31 protein-coding genes and 1 tRNA gene are annotated in these 17,216 nt (G+C 49.6%); 28 read left to right on the top strand and 4 right to left on the bottom strand.

Annotated features, from left to right (window positions below; all coding sequences use genetic code 11):
- The first annotated feature begins 106 nt into the window (after positions 1–106).
- Both LOC22_RS01910 and LOC22_RS01905 read left to right on the top strand, forming a co-directional pair.
- Positions 107–598 carry a hypothetical protein gene (locus LOC22_RS01910; protein WP_230239308.1) on the top strand — a complete coding sequence of 164 codons (492 nt, stop codon included), beginning with the start codon at positions 107–109 and terminating at the stop codon, positions 596–598.
- Positions 599–885: 287 nt separating this feature from the next.
- Positions 886–1,119 (top strand): hypothetical protein, encoded by a 234-nt coding sequence (locus LOC22_RS01905; RefSeq protein WP_214606512.1) that lies wholly within the window; start codon positions 886–888, stop codon positions 1,117–1,119.
- Here LOC22_RS01905 and LOC22_RS01900 read toward each other — a convergent pair.
- Both LOC22_RS01900 and LOC22_RS01895 read right to left on the bottom strand, forming a co-directional pair.
- The gene (locus LOC22_RS01900; RefSeq protein ID WP_230239307.1) at positions 1,091–1,390 is read right to left on the bottom strand and encodes a hypothetical protein; all 300 of its coding nucleotides are present in this window, start codon (positions 1,388–1,390) and stop codon (positions 1,091–1,093) included. The genes LOC22_RS01905 and LOC22_RS01900 overlap by 29 nt on opposite strands.
- A gap of 115 nt (positions 1,391–1,505) precedes the next feature.
- Positions 1,506–2,165 carry a LexA family protein gene (locus LOC22_RS01895; RefSeq protein WP_126542869.1) on the bottom strand — a complete coding sequence of 220 codons (660 nt, stop codon included), beginning with the start codon at positions 2,163–2,165 and terminating at the stop codon, positions 1,506–1,508.
- A 107-nt stretch (positions 2,166–2,272) separates the two neighbouring features.
- Between LOC22_RS01895 and LOC22_RS01890 the strand changes: the two genes are divergently transcribed.
- The 12 genes from LOC22_RS01890 (at position 2,273) to LOC22_RS01835 (ending at position 8,532) form a co-directional block, all read left to right on the top strand.
- Positions 2,273–2,497, top strand: a complete 225-nt coding sequence (locus LOC22_RS01890; RefSeq protein WP_039268812.1) for a helix-turn-helix transcriptional regulator — start codon at positions 2,273–2,275, stop codon at positions 2,495–2,497.
- A gap of 25 nt (positions 2,498–2,522) precedes the next feature.
- Positions 2,523–2,993 (top strand): YmfL family putative regulatory protein, encoded by a 471-nt coding sequence (locus tag LOC22_RS01885; protein WP_230239306.1) that lies wholly within the window; start codon positions 2,523–2,525, stop codon positions 2,991–2,993.
- Positions 2,994–3,233: 240 nt separating this feature from the next.
- A complete protein-coding gene (locus tag LOC22_RS01880) occupies positions 3,234–3,440 on the top strand; it encodes a DUF4222 domain-containing protein (RefSeq protein WP_072031544.1) in 207 nt (68 codons plus the stop codon).
- Entirely contained in the window at positions 3,403–4,329 is a 927-nt protein-coding gene (locus tag LOC22_RS01875) for a conserved phage C-terminal domain-containing protein (protein ID WP_023315872.1), read from the top strand. Before LOC22_RS01880 ends, LOC22_RS01875 begins: the two co-directional genes overlap by 38 nt.
- Positions 4,326–4,820, top strand: coding sequence for a hypothetical protein (locus LOC22_RS01870; RefSeq protein WP_045349431.1), 495 nt, complete (start codon positions 4,326–4,328; stop codon positions 4,818–4,820). Before LOC22_RS01875 ends, LOC22_RS01870 begins: the two co-directional genes overlap by 4 nt.
- Positions 4,820–5,572: a hypothetical protein gene (locus LOC22_RS01865; protein ID WP_045349430.1), complete on the top strand. Its 753-nt coding sequence runs from the start codon at positions 4,820–4,822 to the stop codon at positions 5,570–5,572. The genes LOC22_RS01870 and LOC22_RS01865 overlap by 1 nt, the downstream gene beginning before the upstream one ends.
- A gap of 4 nt (positions 5,573–5,576) precedes the next feature.
- Positions 5,577–6,242, top strand: coding sequence for an MT-A70 family methyltransferase (locus LOC22_RS01860; RefSeq protein WP_230239305.1), 666 nt, complete (start codon positions 5,577–5,579; stop codon positions 6,240–6,242).
- Positions 6,239–6,466: a hypothetical protein gene (locus LOC22_RS01855; protein WP_022650831.1), complete on the top strand. Its 228-nt coding sequence runs from the start codon at positions 6,239–6,241 to the stop codon at positions 6,464–6,466. The genes LOC22_RS01860 and LOC22_RS01855 overlap by 4 nt, the downstream gene beginning before the upstream one ends.
- Positions 6,463–6,783, top strand: coding sequence for a LexA family transcriptional regulator (locus LOC22_RS01850; protein ID WP_230239304.1), 321 nt, complete (start codon positions 6,463–6,465; stop codon positions 6,781–6,783). The genes LOC22_RS01855 and LOC22_RS01850 overlap by 4 nt, the downstream gene beginning before the upstream one ends.
- Positions 6,780–7,169: a RusA family crossover junction endodeoxyribonuclease gene (locus LOC22_RS01845; RefSeq protein WP_022650833.1), complete on the top strand. Its 390-nt coding sequence runs from the start codon at positions 6,780–6,782 to the stop codon at positions 7,167–7,169. Before LOC22_RS01850 ends, LOC22_RS01845 begins: the two co-directional genes overlap by 4 nt.
- Entirely contained in the window at positions 7,166–8,155 is a 990-nt protein-coding gene (locus LOC22_RS01840; RefSeq protein WP_230239303.1) for a DUF968 domain-containing protein, read from the top strand. The genes LOC22_RS01845 and LOC22_RS01840 overlap by 4 nt, the downstream gene beginning before the upstream one ends.
- 14 nt (positions 8,156–8,169) lie before the next feature.
- A complete protein-coding gene (locus LOC22_RS01835) occupies positions 8,170–8,532 on the top strand; it encodes an antiterminator Q family protein (protein ID WP_045617012.1) in 363 nt (120 codons plus the stop codon).
- 48 nt (positions 8,533–8,580) lie between these two features.
- On the opposite strand, the gene LOC22_RS01830 is transcribed toward LOC22_RS01835, so the two are convergent.
- On the bottom strand, positions 8,581–9,396 hold the full coding sequence (locus tag LOC22_RS01830; RefSeq protein WP_045617010.1) for a TIR domain-containing protein: 816 nt from the start codon (positions 9,394–9,396) through the stop codon (positions 8,581–8,583).
- A 331-nt stretch (positions 9,397–9,727) separates the two neighbouring features.
- Between LOC22_RS01830 and LOC22_RS01825 the strand changes: the two genes are divergently transcribed.
- The 11 genes from LOC22_RS01825 to LOC22_RS01775 all read left to right on the top strand — a co-directional run bounded on the left by LOC22_RS01825 (position 9,728) and on the right by LOC22_RS01775 (position 13,652).
- A complete protein-coding gene (locus tag LOC22_RS01825; RefSeq protein ID WP_015570939.1) occupies positions 9,728–10,153 on the top strand; it encodes a tellurite resistance TerB family protein in 426 nt (141 codons plus the stop codon).
- A complete protein-coding gene (locus LOC22_RS01820) occupies positions 10,150–10,305 on the top strand; it encodes a DUF3927 family protein (protein ID WP_023296243.1) in 156 nt (51 codons plus the stop codon). Before LOC22_RS01825 ends, LOC22_RS01820 begins: the two co-directional genes overlap by 4 nt.
- Positions 10,306–10,497: 192 nt before the next feature.
- Positions 10,498–10,574, top strand: a tRNA-Arg gene (locus tag LOC22_RS01815).
- Between the two features lie 470 nt (positions 10,575–11,044).
- Positions 11,045–11,434, top strand: coding sequence for a phage holin family protein (locus LOC22_RS01810; protein WP_017384387.1), 390 nt, complete (start codon positions 11,045–11,047; stop codon positions 11,432–11,434).
- A complete protein-coding gene (locus tag LOC22_RS01805) occupies positions 11,424–11,702 on the top strand; it encodes a phage holin family protein (RefSeq protein ID WP_017384386.1) in 279 nt (92 codons plus the stop codon). The genes LOC22_RS01810 and LOC22_RS01805 overlap by 11 nt, the downstream gene beginning before the upstream one ends.
- The gene (locus tag LOC22_RS01800; protein WP_032634683.1) at positions 11,702–12,331 is read left to right on the top strand and encodes a glycoside hydrolase family 19 protein; all 630 of its coding nucleotides are present in this window, start codon (positions 11,702–11,704) and stop codon (positions 12,329–12,331) included. The genes LOC22_RS01805 and LOC22_RS01800 overlap by 1 nt, the downstream gene beginning before the upstream one ends.
- Before the next feature lie 7 nt (positions 12,332–12,338).
- Positions 12,339–12,617 (top strand): hypothetical protein, encoded by a 279-nt coding sequence (locus LOC22_RS01795; protein ID WP_032634681.1) that lies wholly within the window; start codon positions 12,339–12,341, stop codon positions 12,615–12,617.
- On the top strand, positions 12,568–12,756 hold the full coding sequence (locus tag LOC22_RS01790; RefSeq protein ID WP_044489028.1) for a hypothetical protein: 189 nt from the start codon (positions 12,568–12,570) through the stop codon (positions 12,754–12,756). Before LOC22_RS01795 ends, LOC22_RS01790 begins: the two co-directional genes overlap by 50 nt.
- Before the next feature lies 1 nt (position 12,757).
- Positions 12,758–13,000 carry a hypothetical protein gene (locus LOC22_RS01785; protein ID WP_224019210.1) on the top strand — a complete coding sequence of 81 codons (243 nt, stop codon included), beginning with the start codon at positions 12,758–12,760 and terminating at the stop codon, positions 12,998–13,000.
- Between the two features lie 148 nt (positions 13,001–13,148).
- Complete coding sequence (locus LOC22_RS01780; RefSeq protein ID WP_020690713.1) at positions 13,149–13,352, top strand: hypothetical protein; 204 nt, start codon at positions 13,149–13,151, stop codon at positions 13,350–13,352.
- Positions 13,353–13,424: 72 nt separating this feature from the next.
- Complete coding sequence (locus LOC22_RS01775; protein ID WP_032619487.1) at positions 13,425–13,652, top strand: hypothetical protein; 228 nt, start codon at positions 13,425–13,427, stop codon at positions 13,650–13,652.
- Between the two features lie 188 nt (positions 13,653–13,840).
- Here the strand turns inward: LOC22_RS01775 and LOC22_RS01770 are convergent, their stop codons facing one another.
- Entirely contained in the window at positions 13,841–14,101 is a 261-nt protein-coding gene (locus LOC22_RS01770) for a sigma-S stabilization anti-adapter protein IraP (RefSeq protein WP_032619488.1), read from the bottom strand.
- A gap of 275 nt (positions 14,102–14,376) precedes the next feature.
- Here LOC22_RS01770 and LOC22_RS01765 point away from each other — a divergent pair, with 275 nt between their 5' ends.
- From LOC22_RS01765 to LOC22_RS01755, 3 genes are read left to right on the top strand one after another with little or no spacing between them, the layout of a single operon-like run.
- Positions 14,377–14,880 (top strand): DUF1441 family protein, encoded by a 504-nt coding sequence (locus LOC22_RS01765; protein WP_045345282.1) that lies wholly within the window; start codon positions 14,377–14,379, stop codon positions 14,878–14,880.
- Positions 14,881–14,883: 3 nt separating this feature from the next.
- On the top strand, positions 14,884–17,004 hold the full coding sequence (locus LOC22_RS01760) for a phage terminase large subunit family protein (protein WP_230239302.1): 2,121 nt from the start codon (positions 14,884–14,886) through the stop codon (positions 17,002–17,004).
- Positions 17,001–17,216: a hypothetical protein gene (locus LOC22_RS01755; protein ID WP_230239301.1), complete on the top strand. Its 216-nt coding sequence runs from the start codon at positions 17,001–17,003 to the stop codon at positions 17,214–17,216. Before LOC22_RS01760 ends, LOC22_RS01755 begins: the two co-directional genes overlap by 4 nt.

Genomic DNA, 17,216 nt, shown 5'->3' with positions numbered 1-17,216 from the left:
TGCACAGCGCGAAAAATCAAAAATATAATTAAAGATTTTGTCTTTATTACCGATTATATTTTTGTTCTCTCTCATTCATTTAATTTAACAATTAATGGTCAATGTAATGTCTAAGAAAAAACTAGAAGTTCCTTTTGAAGGAAATGATCAATACTATGAAGGCATTCGCGGCCTTATGATCAGTTCTATTTGTTCAGTGTTTGGCGTTATCCTATATGCTGCCTTATTGGGTAAATTAACATTGAGCAGTTTTAGCCTCGACACAATGGTCGCTTTGCTTGGTTGGGCATTTGTATGTTTCGTAATCTGGATAGTTTCTTTCAAAAGAACTAATCGAGTACTGATTTCTTTTACAGATCCTACACCTCGACCAAGAGTGGCTGGTTTTTTCTTGATCCTTCTTTACATCGTTATTGGCACTTTTTGCGCTCTTTTCTTCGACGCTTTGACTATGTTAGATAATCCATCAACCACAGTTGATGATTTTTGGAAAACATTCAAAGCATTCCTGATCACCGCAGGAAGTATGTTCGTGTTCCTATTTGCTTTCAGTAATTACGCAGTAAATAAGGTTGCCCCTTTAAAAGCATCTGAATGATTTTTGTTAAAGAGCTAAGCGTCCTTTGGGGCGCTTTTATTTTATCGGCACTCTCCTCGTCTCTTCCGAGGTGTCACACCTGATCGCCACGCTGGTGAAACGTCTCTGGCTGTCGTATTTGCCTGGCTTGCACATTCCGGCTACCCGCTGGATCTGGATACTTGAAGGAATCCCCGGACCGCTGCGGTACATGTGCCATATACCGTACTTCAACTGATGCCTGTCTTTTCACCACATCAGGCTCGGTGGTATTCTTGGAGCTCTCACACAGCCAAGAAGATAAATCTATGAATAACGATCTTATTGAGTTAAGACTCTCCGCTATTGAATCTGCGGTTAAGACCATTTCAGCTGCAATATGCGCTAACGAGGGTCCACTCTCAGATGATTTGCACAACCAAATACGTTTACTACGCGAGCAACTTTCAAATCCTGGAAGCACTGTTAAAGAAGAAGCTATTACCTATCAAACCATCAAACTTTTGGATTCACTTAATTGTGACCCGTGGGAACCTTTTTAAAGAACTTCTCGTTGAAGGAAGCCATTTTTGATTTTGCTCGCGCCCTTCGCTCGACTTCAAGGGCAAGCTGCATGTCTGACAGGGCACTAAAAACGGCAGCATTAAATGCAAGGAACTGTGATTCATCACTGCACTCGGCAGTAGTTTTTCCGTCAACTTTCAACTCTATCTTCATGCCTGCCACCACGATGTTCGCTGCTGATGATTGAAATATACAAAACGTATTCATTGCGGTCAATACGATTTGTATACAAAAAATCTGCGTTAACATTATGTATTTGTTTCTTAACGGAAGAATTGATGAAAAGAATTGCGCTTAAGGCTTAAGATATGTAGTGCAGTAAGATTTTAGAGCCCAGCTTGGAAGCTGGGTATCAAAAAAATTTTTAGAGAAGCCGTAACTTGGTTTCAACTGCTACGCCGATGATTCGACAGTTGCCGTTGATTGGCATAAGTGGCCATTGTGGATTAAGCCCTTTTAAATATTTTTGACCACCATCAATGATTAACTTTTTGAATGTAGCTTCATTTGTATCTGATAGTTTTGCAATCACCAAGCTGCCGTTTATAGGGTCTCTTCCTGTGTCAAATAAGACAAAAGTGCCCTCAGGTATACTCAGTCCAACTGGCGCTGTCATAGAATCTCCTTCAACTTCTAGCCAGAATGCCTCTCCCTGTATATGTGCATCGGACTCAAGCCATAGATCGATATCTTTCAAGGTATAAGCTTCAACAGCTTCTCCCCACGCCCCAGCTTTAACGCTACTCAAAACCGGATACTTTTTACCAGCCTTATATGGCCCAACGTACTCAACATCCCCTTTGAGGGTCTCATCAACTATTAGACCACCCGCGCCAACGGAAAAATGTTTTTTTCCTAAAAACTCTAGGATTCGTGCGATCTCCCCCAGGCTAGGTTCACGGCGTGCATTCAGCCAATGGCTTACTGCACCTTTAGTTATACCAAGATGTTCTGCCAGCTGCTCTTGAGTAATTCCCTGAGATTTCATCAGGGATTTAGCGAGGTCGTACCATTTCATAGTCATACCAAAATAATACAACTTGTATACCTTAAATCGAGTCACAAAATGTATATGCAGCTTGTGGATTTTAGATACAAAATGTATATTTATCTTGTTAAAGGGAGAGTCAAATGAATAATCTTAGAGCTATCAGAACAAATCTGGGCATTACACAAGGGCACCTAGCAAGCGCACTTGGTGTAACAAAAGGGGCTGTTTGTCATTACGAAAACAGCAAAAGGAAAATGAACATCGATCAGTGCCGTGCAATCGTTTCTGCCCTTAATGATTTCGGCGCGGAAGTGAGTATCGATGATGTTTTCCCACCGCTGAAGTCTAGTGAAACTGCGGTGTAAACATAACTACCAAAGGAAAAACAACATGGTAGAGCCAAGCCTGAAAGAAGTAGTTAAAGCGATGTGCAAAACGTACCCAGGAGGCCGCGAGGCTATGGCCGGTGCTCTTGGCATGTCAGTAACGCAGTTCAACAACAACCTGTACGAGAAGAACGGCTGCCGCTTCTTTGAAGTGAACGAGCTGGAGGCCATGGAAGACATCTCGAATACGTCCCTCCTGGCAGATTACTTTGCCCGTCGCCGTGGCGCGCTGCTGGTGGACGTTCCTCAACTTGAAGACCTTGATCGTGTCGACCTTTTTGATCGTGCCATGAGAACGTCAGCAGCGCGTGGACGTGTTGATACCGTGATCCAGAGAGCTCTCGAAGATGGAGTAATCGAACGTCATGAAGCTGAAGAAATCAACGAATATCACCGCCGTCATTTGGCAGCGCGTGAAGAAGAGATCCGCGCGATTGTCGCGCTATTTAGCCGTAAGAAAAGCCAAAAGAAGTGACGCCCGCGAGTGTGCAGCTCCGGGCGTCGTGGCGTGTCGTATTCAGTGGAGAAACTAACGCATGAACAGTTTAAACCGATTGAGACCAGCGAAGCAATTCAGATGCCTTCCTCTGGTGGGAAAAGATTCCCCGTTCGGCTATGTGGAGAGATTAAACAACCAGGCGGATCAGAACAACTACCAGTCTGAGAACGCGATGGTAGAGGCATTTGCACTGATGAACGAGAAGGGGCGTGAGGAATGGCTGAAGTTGACCGGCGATTCAGAGACCAAAGAGGCATCACCGTCCACGTCATCAGATGGGAGCCTGAGACCCGACGCGTTATATACCTTCGCGAAGGGTACGATCATGAGTGCTTCAGCCCTCTTGAGCAATTCCAGCGTAAATTTACAGAGTTAAAGGACGACCATGAGCCTGTTAATGCCATCCCGCCCGATAGTGATTAACCCTGACCTTGCGTACAGCATTGGGCTGAACGAGGCCATTGCTTTGCAGCAGGTTAATTACTGGCTGAAAGAAACCACCTCCGGACTGGAGCGTGACGGCGTGCGCTGGATTTACAACACCAATGAGCAGTGGCTGGAGCAGTTCCCGTTCTGGTCTGAATCCACCCTGAAGCGCACATTCACCCGCCTGAAAAACCTTGGCGTACTCAAAGTTGAGCAGTTAAACAAGTCTCAGCGCGACATGACGAACTATTACACGATCAACTACGAAAGTGAGCTTTTAGATGAGGTCAAAGTGACCAAATCGAAGAGTTCAAAATGCACTCTTCCATCAGGTCAAAATGAACCGATGGAAGAGGTCAAAGTGGAACGTTCCATCGGGTCAAAACGAACCGCTCTCATCAGGTCAAATTGCACTGATGTTCTTACAGAGAATACAACAGAGAATACTACAGATATTAAAAACCCTATTTGTCCGGTTGCGCCGCAACCAGACGGTGATGTGTTGATCACCGATCAGGCTAAACAGGTTTTAACCCATCTGAACCAGGTGACCAGTTCGCGTTATCAGGTTTCTACAACCTCGCTGCAAAACATTCGCGCCCGAATCGGGGAGGGCTTCACCGTTGAAGAGCTGTCGCTGGTGGTGGACTACTGCAACGCCAAGTGGAGCGACGATTTAACTATGGCGGCCTACCTGCGCCCACAAACGCTTTTCCAGCCAACAAAGTTTCCAGCGTACCTGAAGTCTGCTACCAACTGGGCGAATGCCGGCAGGCCAGCGCGTGTTAACGGGAAGTGGGAGCGTGAGGATGGAATCTTCAAATCCAGCTTCAAGAACACCGACTACAGCAAAGTCCCGGCGGGCTTCAGAGGAGCGAACTCATGAGTCTTCTGAAAGATATTCAAATTTTCATCGCTGAAAACCCTGGGTTAACTAACAAACAGATCGCAGCTTCAATGCCTCAATACAACGTTCACGCTGTTCAGCGCGGTGTATGTCATCTGGTCAAACTGAATCGCGCAACCCGCCAGCATAACGGCAAGTGCTACCAGTATTTTTCCGAAGCGCCGGGTGGTGACGTTAGCGAGGGGCGTTCTGCACTGAAAATTAACCGGGCTGATAAACCAGCTGTATCAGAACAGGAAGAAGCTCCGAATCCAGCTGTAACCACGATGATGAATAAGGCTCAAGGCCTGTTTGAAAAGGGGCTCTACCAGCGTGCGGCCACAGTTCTGATGGATGCCTTCAATCGCTCTAAGAACGAAGAGCAGCGGATGAAGATACTGATTGAGCGTCAGCGTTGCCTGAGCATGGCGCCGAAAGTGAAAGCACCCTCTGATGCATGGTGTCTTGCTGGCCGAGCGAGGAATGTCTGATGATCCACTACCACGGAGGACCAATCACACCGGACACATGCGCGCTGAAAGCATGGAAAGGCAGGCACGCTTTCATCTCCTTCGCTAACCCCGGCCAAATAGCCCTGGCCAGCGAAGTCACCCAGTCTTTCGCGCTGGATAACGGTGCATTTAGCTTCTGCGATAAGGGCCAGCCAGTTAACTGGTTCGACTATTACGAATTCGTTAAGGAGTGGATGAATCATCCTCGTTTCGCGTTCGCTGTTATTCCAGATGTTATCGGCGGTACCAGCGAAGAGAATGACGCTCTGATTTCTGAATGGCCACACGGCAAAGTAGTCGGCGCGCCGGTCTACCACTTCAACGAGCCTGATGAGCGCTTCATCCGCCTGTGTCATGAATTCCCCCGGGTGTGTATCGGTTCAATGGGAGAGTACGACGCTAAACGCCCACGCGCCTGCCGTGCAAAGCTTCGTGACCTGATTCAGCACGTTGTCGATAAGAACGGTTACCCGATAACAAAGCTTCATGGCCTTCGCATGCTGAACAAAGATATTTTCACTTACATCCCGCTGTCGTCAGCTGACAGCACCAACGTTGCGCGCAACATCGGAATCGACAAAGCGTGGGATAAATCAGCTTACGCGCCGGCCAGCAAAGAAACACGCGCAGCAGTGTTAGTAGAGCGAATTGAAGCCTTTAACTCTGCAAGTTCGCTGAATTACGACGCAGAACGCGATCGGTTCACGCCACAACTTGCTTTTGAGGTGTAACGCGATGACCGGGAAATACTCACTCATTTATGCCGACCCAGCCTGGGAATACGGGAACACCATCAGCAACGGCGCTGCAACCAACCATTACGGCACGATGAAGCTTATCGACATGAAGCGCTTGCCGGTTTGGGACTTGGCTGCCGATGATGCAGTTCTGGCTATGTGGTTCACCGGTACGCACACCCGAGAAGCTATCGAGTTGGCTGAAGCGTGGGGCTTTAAAGTTCGCACGATGAAGGGCTTTACCTGGGTGAAGTTCAACCCACTGGCAGAGCAGCATATCAACAAAGCACTTCAGGCAGGCCGTGTGGAGGATTTTTACGACTTCCTTGACCTGCTGAACGCACAGACACGCATGAACGGCGGGAACTACACCCGAGCCAATACCGAAGACCTGTTGATCGCCACCAGGGGAAATGGACTGGAACGCAAGTGCGCCAGCATCAAGCAGGTTATCTACAGTCCACTCGGTGAGCACAGCCAGAAGCCAGCAGAGGCGCATTTCCGTCTGGAAAAACTTTATGGTGACGTTCCGCGCATCGAACTATTCAGCCGTTGCGGTGCGCCTGGATGGGACCACTGGGGAAATCAATCTGAATCACCAGCTGTTGAGCTTATACCGGCAGTTGCCGTTTCCATGAAAAAACTACAGGAGCGCGCCGCATGAAAAAGCTATCTACCGAGCATGAGAACGCTGTGCGTGATGTAGCCCGTCAATGCAACGATGCCATCAAAAAAGCCCTAAAGCAGAAGCCAAAGCCAAGCTGGAATGTCGTAGTGCCTCCGATCCTGAAGGAGTACCACGAGAAGGTTAAACCGATGGGCGTAAGCTTGGTGATGTTCAACAGCGTAATCGGACGCCTGAACGGGCGTTATGGAGTCGAGTCATGATCGAATTAACGCCGCGTCAGAATGAAGTGTTCGAAGCTATCAAGGTTCATATCGAAAAGGCTGGCTTCCCACCTACGATGCTGGATCTTGCCGGATTAATTGGCTGCGCATCACCGAACGCTGCTGTAGCGCACGTGAAGTCACTTAAGAAAAAGGGTTACATCACTGTTGCTCCTGGCGCAGCCAGGGGCATTACCGTCGTCAAAACGGAATGGGATGCAGATCCAGTGACGATCATCAAAGACCTGCTATCCGGTGGAGAAAAGGCCAGAGATAACGCTGTGGATTGGCTGAAAAAACAGGGAGTGACGTTATGAAACTGGTGCTCCCGTTCCCACCGAGCGTAAACACATACTGGCGAGCCCCGAACAAGGGGCCGTTAAAAGGCCGCCATCTTATCAGCGAGAAGGGCAGGGCATACCAGAGCGCGGCATGTGCAGCGATCATTGAGCAACTGCGTTGCCTTCCAAAACCATCATCATCACCAGCTGCGGTGGAGATCCTTCTCTTTCCGCCAGATGCCCGCCGCCGCGACATCGACAACTACAACAAGGCGTTGTTTGACGCGCTCACGCACGCAGGCATTTGGGAGGATGACAGCCAGGTGCAGAGAATGCTGGTGGAGTGGGGACCTAAAGTGCATGGCGGAAGGGTAGAAATATCGATAACCAGGCATCAACCAACAATGGGGGGAATTGGGTGAGAGCCATACTGACGCCTGAAATTGCGCCAATGTCCGGGGTGGTTCTGTTCCGCCCTGGTACAGAACTGCTCTGGCTATTCCGTCAGGGAAGGGTAGTTATTGAGCCACCATCCGAAGCCATACAGCATCTGCCATCGGGATTAATCCCTGAAGCCCACCAGCCCCTGACTGACGATGCCAACATGCAGGCTATTTTCGTTAACGAAAGGGTCATTCAGCGAGCTGGTGGATTGAGTAGCCTTGATGCCTGGCTGGAGAGAAAATTTGAATGTCAGTGGCCTCACACTGACTGGCATGCCAGTGACTTTACGGTAATGCGCCACGCTCCAGGGAGCATTCGTCTTTGCTGGTCATGTGATAACCATTTACGTGAGCAAACCACTGAAAGACTGGCAGGAATTGCCATGCAGAACTTGGTAAAATGGCTGCTGGAAAGGGTAAATATTGATTTAGGTTTCAGCACTGACCACACTCTTTCGCTTCCTGAGTTCTGCTGGTGGATGGTACGTAATGATCTGGCTGACCTTGTTCCTGAATCGGTGGCGAGTAAAGCACTCAGAATCAAGCCAGAACAACACAGTTCGGTGATGAGGGAAAGCGACATTGTCCCGTCATTACCGGCTACGCAAATCTTTCAGGAGAAGGCAAAAAAGATAGTGGTGGTGAAGGTTGATCCTGAAACTCCGGAATCTTTCATGCTGAGGCCAAAGCGCCGACGCTGGGAAAACGAGAAATACACCCGCTGGGTGAAGTCGCAGCAGTGCTGTTGCTGTAATAACCCGGCAGACGACCCCCACCACCTGATAGGCCACGGGCAGGGTGGAGTGGGTACTAAGGCGCATGACCTGTTTGTGATACCGCTGTGCAGAGCGCATCACGACGAGTTACACGCTGATCCCGTGGCATTTGAAGCGAAATACGGCGACCAGTTAACGCTGCTGTTTCGGTTTTTAGATCGTGCGCTGGCAATCGGCGTATTAGCATGAAAAGTGGAGAAAACATGCGTGACATTCAGAAGGTATTAGAGCGTTGGGGAGGTTGGGCCGCGAGCGATAGTTCTGGTGTGGATTACTCACCAATCGCAGCTGGTTTCAAAGGGCTTCTTCCTCAAACAAGTAAATCCCGCCTTTCTTGCACTGACGACGACGCCCTGATTATAGAAGGGTGTTTGGCTCGGCTTCAAAAACGAAAACCATATGAGCATTCGCTCTTGGTTGCTCATTATCTATATGGCATCTCAAAACGGAAAATCGCGAAAGCGAGAAAGAAGGATGAGAAGCTAATACGCATAGAGATCCAGATGGCAGAAGGGTTTATTGATGGTTGCCTTTCCATGCTTGATATTAAATTAGATATGGATTGATAAACAGCCCCCATAATTATTATATTAATTTATGGGGGTAATTGTATTTTATTCAATGCTTACTTTGAGAGTTTTGTTACGAAATTTACTAATGTTATATTTAATCTGGTCTCTAATGTAATCTTCTGGGAGATTGTAATTGTCTAAAGAAGCCATGATTTCATCTTCATTGTAAGGACCAGATTGAATTATACTTTCTAATTGATTTTGTAATCTCCAAACCTCTTTCTTAGTAATGTTTGCTTTATTGATTTTGTTATTGTTAAATTCGTTGGAGTTGGCTTCGAGTGCTCTAACTCGCTGATTTAAAGTGCGAGTGTTATTCAGTATTTCGGTCAGAATATCCTGCTCTGTACGCGGAGGAACAACTTCTTGTGGTGGGTTATCCTTCAAGGCCACATTGAAACTTTCCTCGAACTGAGGCCAGTATGTATCAAATACTTGTCGTAATATCCTTTCATCTAAAGCCTTGTCCACAAGGCAGGCATTTATAGTTCTTGTTAGTTCCCAAACGCTATGATTGTTCGGTGTCGTATGATTGAACTGTGCAAGGGGGTCTTGTAAGTCTTCAGGATTAAGGTCTATCAAAAAAGTACAAACTCTATTAGTAGTAAGACCTTTCGCTAATGCGCCGGTTTCAAAAAGAATCCAAGGTTTATTTTTGTTTTCTTGTGTAAGACAAACTACTCCAACTGAAACATCCTTCAATTTGTCATTAATTTCTGAAAACCAAATTGCACCACGGTCAATATCTCTTGTTGATATCCATGGTTGTGATGCTTGGATTACACACTTCAACCAGTCACTAAATATTTCAGCAACGACTTTGCTCCGTTGGCCTGACCAACTTATGAACACTTTCACGGACGTCCCTCCTATAGGGATAAAGCATAATAATGACTACAATTTACAATGAAAAAAAACAAAAATCATTAACGCGGTCCGCATTTTATCGTTTACTGTGTTAAGAGTGGTTACTACGTCACGGACTTAAAAAGATTCGAAAACCTCGCTACGACGGGGTTTTGTCATTTCAGAGGCTGCCTAAAGGCGGCCTTTTTCATATCTGCGCCACGCTCGGCGCAATTCAACCACAGAGCCTTTCAGGGGTGAGCCATAGGGAACGGTCGGTGTGACTGTCTCTGTGGGCTGATCATTCCTGAGCGCTGGCTCACCCGCTAAAAGGAAAGTCACTATGTTCGGTATCTTCAAAAAGAAAGCACGTAAAGCTGTTGTTGAAGTTAAGAAAATGGAAAACCGCGACGCGGTTGAAGCTACGGTGTGGGGGGCTTACTCCATTGCGTATGCCGACGGTACATGCGACGCGAAAGAAATCGCCACTCTGGAAAAAACCATTTCAGCATTGCCTGCTTTCGCACCGTTCGCTGGTGAGATCGCACAGATGAGTAGCAATATCCGTGCTCGCTATGAAGCTTCGCCGCGCTCTGCTAATGCTCAGGCGCTGCGCGAACTGGCTGACGTTGCCGGTACAAACGATGCTGTTGATGTTCTTTGCCTGTGCCTTGATGTCGCTGACAACGACGGCATCGGGGAAGAAGAAGAGAAGCAGCTCAAGAAAATTGCTCAGGCGCTGCAACTTCCACTGGACCAATACCTGTGATCGGGAAATTACGCTGGGTAGCCGCCGGGGTATTGATGTTCCTGGTGGTTGCCATCGACTTCACCAGCAAAATGATGTCCATCCTTGCTGATGGCGTGCTGGTAGCCGGGGTAATTGCTTTACTCTGGCCCGTGTTTAAATCCAGTAAATAACACTGTGCAAAAGGTCATTTCTGATGGCCTTTGACAGAGTGAATTTTTTCTTCGGTGCTATAGTAAACTGGCGTTCGATAATGCTCTCGATACTGATAACACTTGGTGGGGATACACCAACTTCGCAGAGACAACTGCATGACCCATGACCCATGACCCATGACCAGCAACCCAATGCTGGTCTTTTTTTTTCCGCCATTAGCTCAACTGGAAAGAGCACGGAGCTTCTACCTCTGTGGTTCGGGGTTCGAACCCTCGATGGCGGACCAGTGTCCAATTCGTTAAGCGAGGAAGTTTCTCAACTCTGATTTATGCGCTATTTTTTTATTGTGGTGAATCCCCCTATGCGGAGGGGCGTTCCAGCAGTTACCTGAAAAGGAAACCTCTCAGACGCGGGAATGTTTGCTGGAGTAATTCTCACCGGGAGGCACCCGGCACCACGATAACAATAATATCGAATTGATAATTCCTTGAGAGCCTGCTTTAAACAGCAGGTTTTTTTTGCTCGGTTCCCGAAGTTACGGCTACTCTAAAGAAGAAGGGGATATATCCGCTGGCAGGTGGTTCTCCTGAACCATCAGTGAATCGGCCTCGATACCCGGACGTCACTACCTGTCTTTCGGATGATCTCCTTTCTACCTTCTTGTGATAATCATCACTTTAGCCTGCTCTCGCGAGCGGGCTTTTTTTATTCCCCTCAAATTTCCTGAGAGGGATCACAGCAATAAGAGGGGGCTTAATGTCCGATCCATTAACCGGCACCGGCGCTGTTCTCGGCGGCGGCCTGCTGGGTTCAGTCCTGTACGGCGTCTTTACTCATACAGATTTTGGTGTGGTGTTCGGGGCGTTTGGTGGTGCGGTGTTCTACGTCGCGACAGCCACAAACCTGTCCCGCGCCCGACTGGCAGCATATTTCCTGACGTCGTTTATCGTTGGGGTGCTTGGGGCGGGACTTATTGGCTCACTGCTAAATGCAGCTTCGCACTATGAAAAACCGCTGGATGCACTGGGTGCAGTGATTCTGTCTGCCCTGTGTATAAAAATCCTCACTTATCTTAACAACCAGGACCTGAACAACGTGTTCAAGTTTTTCTCGCGGCTACGTGGGGGAGGGGGAAATGGTAATTGACCCGTCAGCAGTCTTTAATGCGTTTATTTGTGCGGCCATCGTCATCGTGCTGATGTTTTACCAGCGACATGGCGCCCGGCATCGCCCCTTTATTTCTGTCCTGGCGTATATAACCGTGCTGGTTTACGCCGCGATCCCCTTGCAGTTCATCTTCGGCCTTTATCGTGATTCCAGCTGGCTGGTGGTGGTCGCAAACATTCTTATCTTCGCCGCCATCCTGAAGGTTCGTGGAAATATGGCGCGGCTGGTTGATCGTCTGAGGCACTAATGAACCAAACACAATTTCAGAAGGCGGCTGGTATCAGCGCCGGGTTAGCAGCGCGTTGGTTTCCGCATATCGACGCCGCTATGAAGGAATACGGCATCACCGCACCGCTTGATCAGGCCATGTTCATTGCCCAGATGGGGCATGAAAGCACCAGATTTACCCGTGTGGTGGAAAATCTTAATTATGCTGCTGAAAACTTAGTGCCGACGTTCGGCAGCCACCGCATCACTCCACAGCAGTCCGCCGCCCTTGGCAGAACGGCAGCTCACCCGGCTAACCAGAAAGCGATCGCTAATCTGGTTTATGGTGGTGAGTGGGGAAAAGAACACCTGGGCAATCAGGTTGCCGGTGATGGCTGGAAATATCGCGGCCGTGGGCTGAAACAGGTTACCGGCCTGAGCAACTATCGCAGTTGTGGCCAGGCGTTGAAACTGGACCTTGTTACTCATCCGGAGCTGCTTGAACAGGATGAATACGCTGCGCGCTCAGCCGCATGGTTCTATGCCTCCCGCGGATGCCTGCTTCATTCTGGGGACGTGGAGCGCGTGACACTGCTAATCAATGGAGGCCGCAACGGGCTGGATAAACGCCGCGCGCTGTTTAACCTGGCGAAATCAGTGCTGGTCTGAGGTGGCTATGAGCATCATCGAAATGATTTTGGGCAGTATTGCTGCGCTGGTGGCCGTCGCGCTCAGTGGTTTTTTTGCTGGGAATATTCGCGGTCGCGGAAAAGCAGAGGCAAAAGCCAGGCAGCAGCGCACCGAAGAGAACGCAGCGGCGGCCGTTGCGGCGGCAGAACGTAAAGCTGAAGTCACTAAAGAGGCCAGTAATGTCCAGCAGACTGTTAATCACATGCCTGATGACGATGTTGATCGCGAGTTGCGCGGAAACTTCACCCGTCCCGGAGGTGATTGATACGGGCTGCCTGTGGACCCGGATTATCTACGTGACAAACCACGATATTGACGTCCTAGATAAGCAAACCAAGCGCGACATCCTGGCGCATAACAAAGCGTGGCAGGCGAACTGCAAGCCAACCAATGAGAGGAAATGAAGTGGATAAATTTAAGTTCGATCTTAATCAGTTTGTTGAGTTGTCGATCAGTGGCGAAATGGGCCATATCAAATCCCGCGCTGAGAGCATCAATCACTGTAATCAGTATCTGGTTCACTACAAAGCCGCAGATGGTCGTGCTCAGGAAAGCTGGTTCGATGAAGATGATATCGCAGCCGTTGAAGATGATGAGCATCCTGGCGCACCCATTTATGCCGTGAAAGCGGATGACTTGAAGGTCTGATAGTCATTACAAAGCTCACCTGCTGGTGGGCTTGATAATGGTTGTCGCTATAAACGGTGCGATAAGTTCCGGCAATTCATGCAATAAAGCTTTACTAAACGGTATTCGGAATTATCCTAATTGTTCTTTAATAAAAGGAGTTAGGTTGATGAAGATCCTCTGGGCTATTTGTGTTGTATTCGGGGCTATTGGCTTTGTTCAAGGTATCGTTGGGGTTTTCGGCGCTGTCAGCGCGCCTCAGCAAGCAGCAGGAGCAGCCATGGGAGTTGCCTGGGCGGTAATTCCTTACTGTATCGTCCGGGCGATACAGCAGATGCGACCGCAGGAAGTGGTGATCAAAAAAGAAGATTGATTGTCATTACTCAAATCAATTCCAGCCTCGCGTAAGCGGGGCTTTTTTATTACCAGAAGAAGGAGAAGAAGCATGTTAACAGTAAAAGTAATCTCGCCAGGTGGCGGTGAAGAGATTCATTGCGGGTTGAGCGTAGGGTTTAATCCGGGGCAGCAGAGCATCGCGGTATCTGGAATGGACAAAAATGTATTACTGAAACCTGGCGAGGTCGCCTACGTGATGAACCAGAACGGGAAGACGGTATCTCGTTACGAGCATATTGCCCGTCAGGAAGTACTGCATAACGCGGTGGGATCGTAGCCGTTGCAAAGCTCACCTGTTGGTGGGCTTGTGTTTCGTACGACCATAAAAAATGCCCCTGGTGCGGGGCAAATCATGATTTGGATTTTGTTATTCTTGTGTGCTTCTTGCTTTTCAGCAGAGTTGGAACCTTATCACTTAAATGAATTAGCGCAAGAGTATTCCCTTACTTTCTTTTGGCATGCGTATTACCGCAGAATGTCTGTTCCCAGTAGTTTTAAAGTGGCATTACGCAGCTCTTCACTCTCAGTTGACGTGCGGTCAGTTAATTCCAGCTGATCAAATGCCTCAAAGATTTGGTTGTGTATGGCCTGACGTTTTATGTCATCCAGCCCAGTACACATCGCATAAATAACAACTCTCATGGCACTTATCTGAAGATAAGCCTGCTTCTGTGTTTTACCTTCTTTGGATAGCTCTTCAATAAGATTGGCGATGAGTGATTCCATTTCTGTCTCCTTAGAGTGATTCGATTATTGATTGCAACACTCGCGCTATTGGCCACATTAGGTGTTCTCAATGCTATTGAGCATATCGTTAAACGAGAATTGATCCTATTGCTAAAAGGTACTCCTGGGGATCCTGAACACCGAGGGGGCGAGGACACGCGGGAAACGGCTAGTTTTTTGCATTTTATAGGTTTCATCATCATCTGTTTAACCTCTTGATATTTCAGTCCTGATCTTTTGCAGGATGTCGAAATGATTATTTTTTGTTCACCATCATGGATAACGAACTGAAAAATTTCCGGCTGAACATCACGCAGCTGGCAGCCATTACCGATCTGCACCGCCAGACGGTCGCGAGCAAGCTTGCAAATGTTCAGCCGGCCCCGGGCAGCAATCCGAAACTTAAGCTTTATGCCATCACCGATATCCTCAGGGAGTTGCTGACGAGTACCACACCGTCGGAGCTGGTGGACGTCGACAAAATGCTTCCCCCCGATCGTAAAGCCTGGTTTCAGTCGGAGCGTGAAAGGCTCAAGTTTCAGCAGGAAACAGGGGAGCTGATCCCGGCGTCAGAAGTCACCAGAGAATTTTCCTCCATGGCAAAAGCAATGGTTCAGGTGCTGGAGACGTTACCCGACATTCTTGAACGAGACTGCGCCATGACCCCTTCCGCAGTTGTCAGGGTGCAGCAGGTTATTGACGATCTGCGCGACCAGATAGCCCTCAAAGTTGAGCAGGCCGACTCATCAGAACAGGAGGATATGCCAGAAGAGGAGTAAATCATGCGACAGGCCACGGCAGCGGAAGTCAGGCGTAACGCTTCCGCCATTCTCAAAGCCCCGCGCCGTATGCCTGTGGCTGAGGCGGTTCAAAAATTTATGCGCGTACCTATGGGAGCCGGTAACTCGGTACCTTGGGATCCTGCTGTCGCTCCCTATGTGATCGAGCCGATGAACTGCCTCGCGATGCGTGAATACGATGCGGTGGTGTTTGTTGGACCGGCACGAACGGGGAAAACGATAGGCCTGGTGGATGGCTGGGTTGTATACAACATTGTCTGTGACCCGTCCGATATGCTCGTCGTTCAGATGACCGAAGAGAAAGCGCGTGAGCACTCTAAAAAACGTCTGGCGAGAACGTTTCGTGTCAGTCCTGAAGTGGCGAAACGCCTGAGCCCGTTGCGAAACGACAACAACGTGCATGATCGTACTTTTCTGGCGGGGAACTATCTCAAGATTGGCTGGCCTTCCATCAACATCATGTCCTCGTCAGATTTCAAATGTGTAGCGCTCACCGATTATGACCGCTTCCCTGAGGACATCGATGGCGAGGGTGACGGTTTTACCCTGGCTTCCAAGCGTACCACCACCTTTATGTCCGCCGGGATGACTCTGGTGGAGTGTTCGCCAGGCCGGGACATTCGCGACAGCAAATGGCGCCGAAAATCTCCCCATGAAGCACCACCAACGACAGGCGCGCTTTCGCTGTACAACCGTGGGGATCGCCGTCGCTGGTACTGGCCGTGCCCGCATTGTGGTGAATATTTTCAGCCTGCGATGGAGGCGATGACCGGATACCGTGATGTACCTGATCCGGTAAAAGCCAGTGAGTCGGCTCATCTGCTTTGTCCGCATTGCAGCACCATTATCACCGCAGATAAAAAGCGCGAGCTTAACGGGGTGGGTGTCTGGTTGCGTGAAGGTCAGAGTATTGACCGGGACGGCAAGATCTCCGGTGAGCCACGCCGTTCGCGCATAGCATCGTTCTGGATGGAGGGGCCCGCAGCCGCGTACCAGACCTGGGCGCAGCTGGTATACAAACTGCTGACTGCTGAGCAGGAGTATGAGGCTACCGGCAGCGAAGAAACCCTCAAGGCGGTTATCAACACCGACTGGGGGCTGCCATACCTGCCGCGCTCGGCCAGCGAACAGCGACGCGCCGATGTGCTGATGCAGCGTGCGGAGGATTACGGTAAACGCCTGGTTCCGCCGAAGGTGCGTTTCCTGCTGGCGGCCGTCGACGTTCAGGGCGGGAAAAAGCGCCGTTTCGTCGTGCAGATAATTGGTTATGGCGAAAACGGTGAACGCTGGCTGGTGGATCGCTACAACATCCGCCAGTCCCTGCGCTGCAATGAACATGGCGAGGCGGAGCCAGTCCACCCCGGCGCGTATCCGGAGGACTGGCAGCTGCTGGTCTCCGATGTGCTGGAAAAAACTTACGTACTTCAGTCCGATCCGACGCGGCGTATGCCGGTGCTGGCTATGGCCATCGACAGCGGCGGTGAGGAAGGGGTGACAGATAATGCCTATAAATTCTGGCGCCAGTGTCGCCGGGATGGTCTGGGTAAACGTGTCTATCTGATCAAGGGCGACAGCACAAAACGCCAGAAAATTATTACCAAAACTCACCCGAATAATACCGAACGCAGTGACCGTCGCGCTGATGCGCGTGGCGAGGTGCCGGTGTATCTGCTGCAAACCGACCTGCTCAAGGATCAGCTCAGCAATAACCTTGATCGTGAGACTCCCGGAGCAGGCTATATCCATTTTCCCGACTGGCTGGGGGAGTGGTTCTACGAGGAACTGACCTACGAAGAGCGCGGCGTGGATGGCAAATGGCGTAAGCCAGGCAAGGGCGCCAACGAAGCCTTTGACCTGTTCTGCTATGCCCACGCCGTCGCGGTTCTGCGCGGCTACGAAAAAATTCGCGACTGGGAAAAACCTCCTGCATGGGCTGAGCCGCAGGATCTCAACCCAAATATTCATGAAGGGGAACGCCCCAGGGAGATAACCGTGAAAAAAAACAAAACCGTTCAGCCACAAGTCAGGGCTGAGCCTGAGAAAGAAAACACGCTTTCCGGCAGCTGGCTGGGTTCTTCCGGTAGGGGAGGAGGCTGGCTGTGAAGAAAGACGACATCTGGAGAACGCTGGTGATGGTGCGCCAGGCCTACCAGGACTCGCTGGACGGCAAGAGTATTTCTTTCACCGGCGTTAACGGTCGCGCCATCACTAACCACGATCCGAAAGCGCTCCGCGATGAGCTTGAACACTGGGAGCGTCGCTGGCGCGCGGTCAATAGCCGTGGTGGTTCGTACAAACTCGCTAACTTTCTGTAA

This window comes from Enterobacter sp. AN-K1 (genome assembly GCF_020971765.1).
In the GTDB taxonomy this organism is placed as follows: Bacteria; Pseudomonadota; Gammaproteobacteria; order Enterobacterales; family Enterobacteriaceae; genus Enterobacter; species Enterobacter hormaechei_C.
This window is presented reverse-complemented; position numbering and strand designations above follow the sequence as displayed.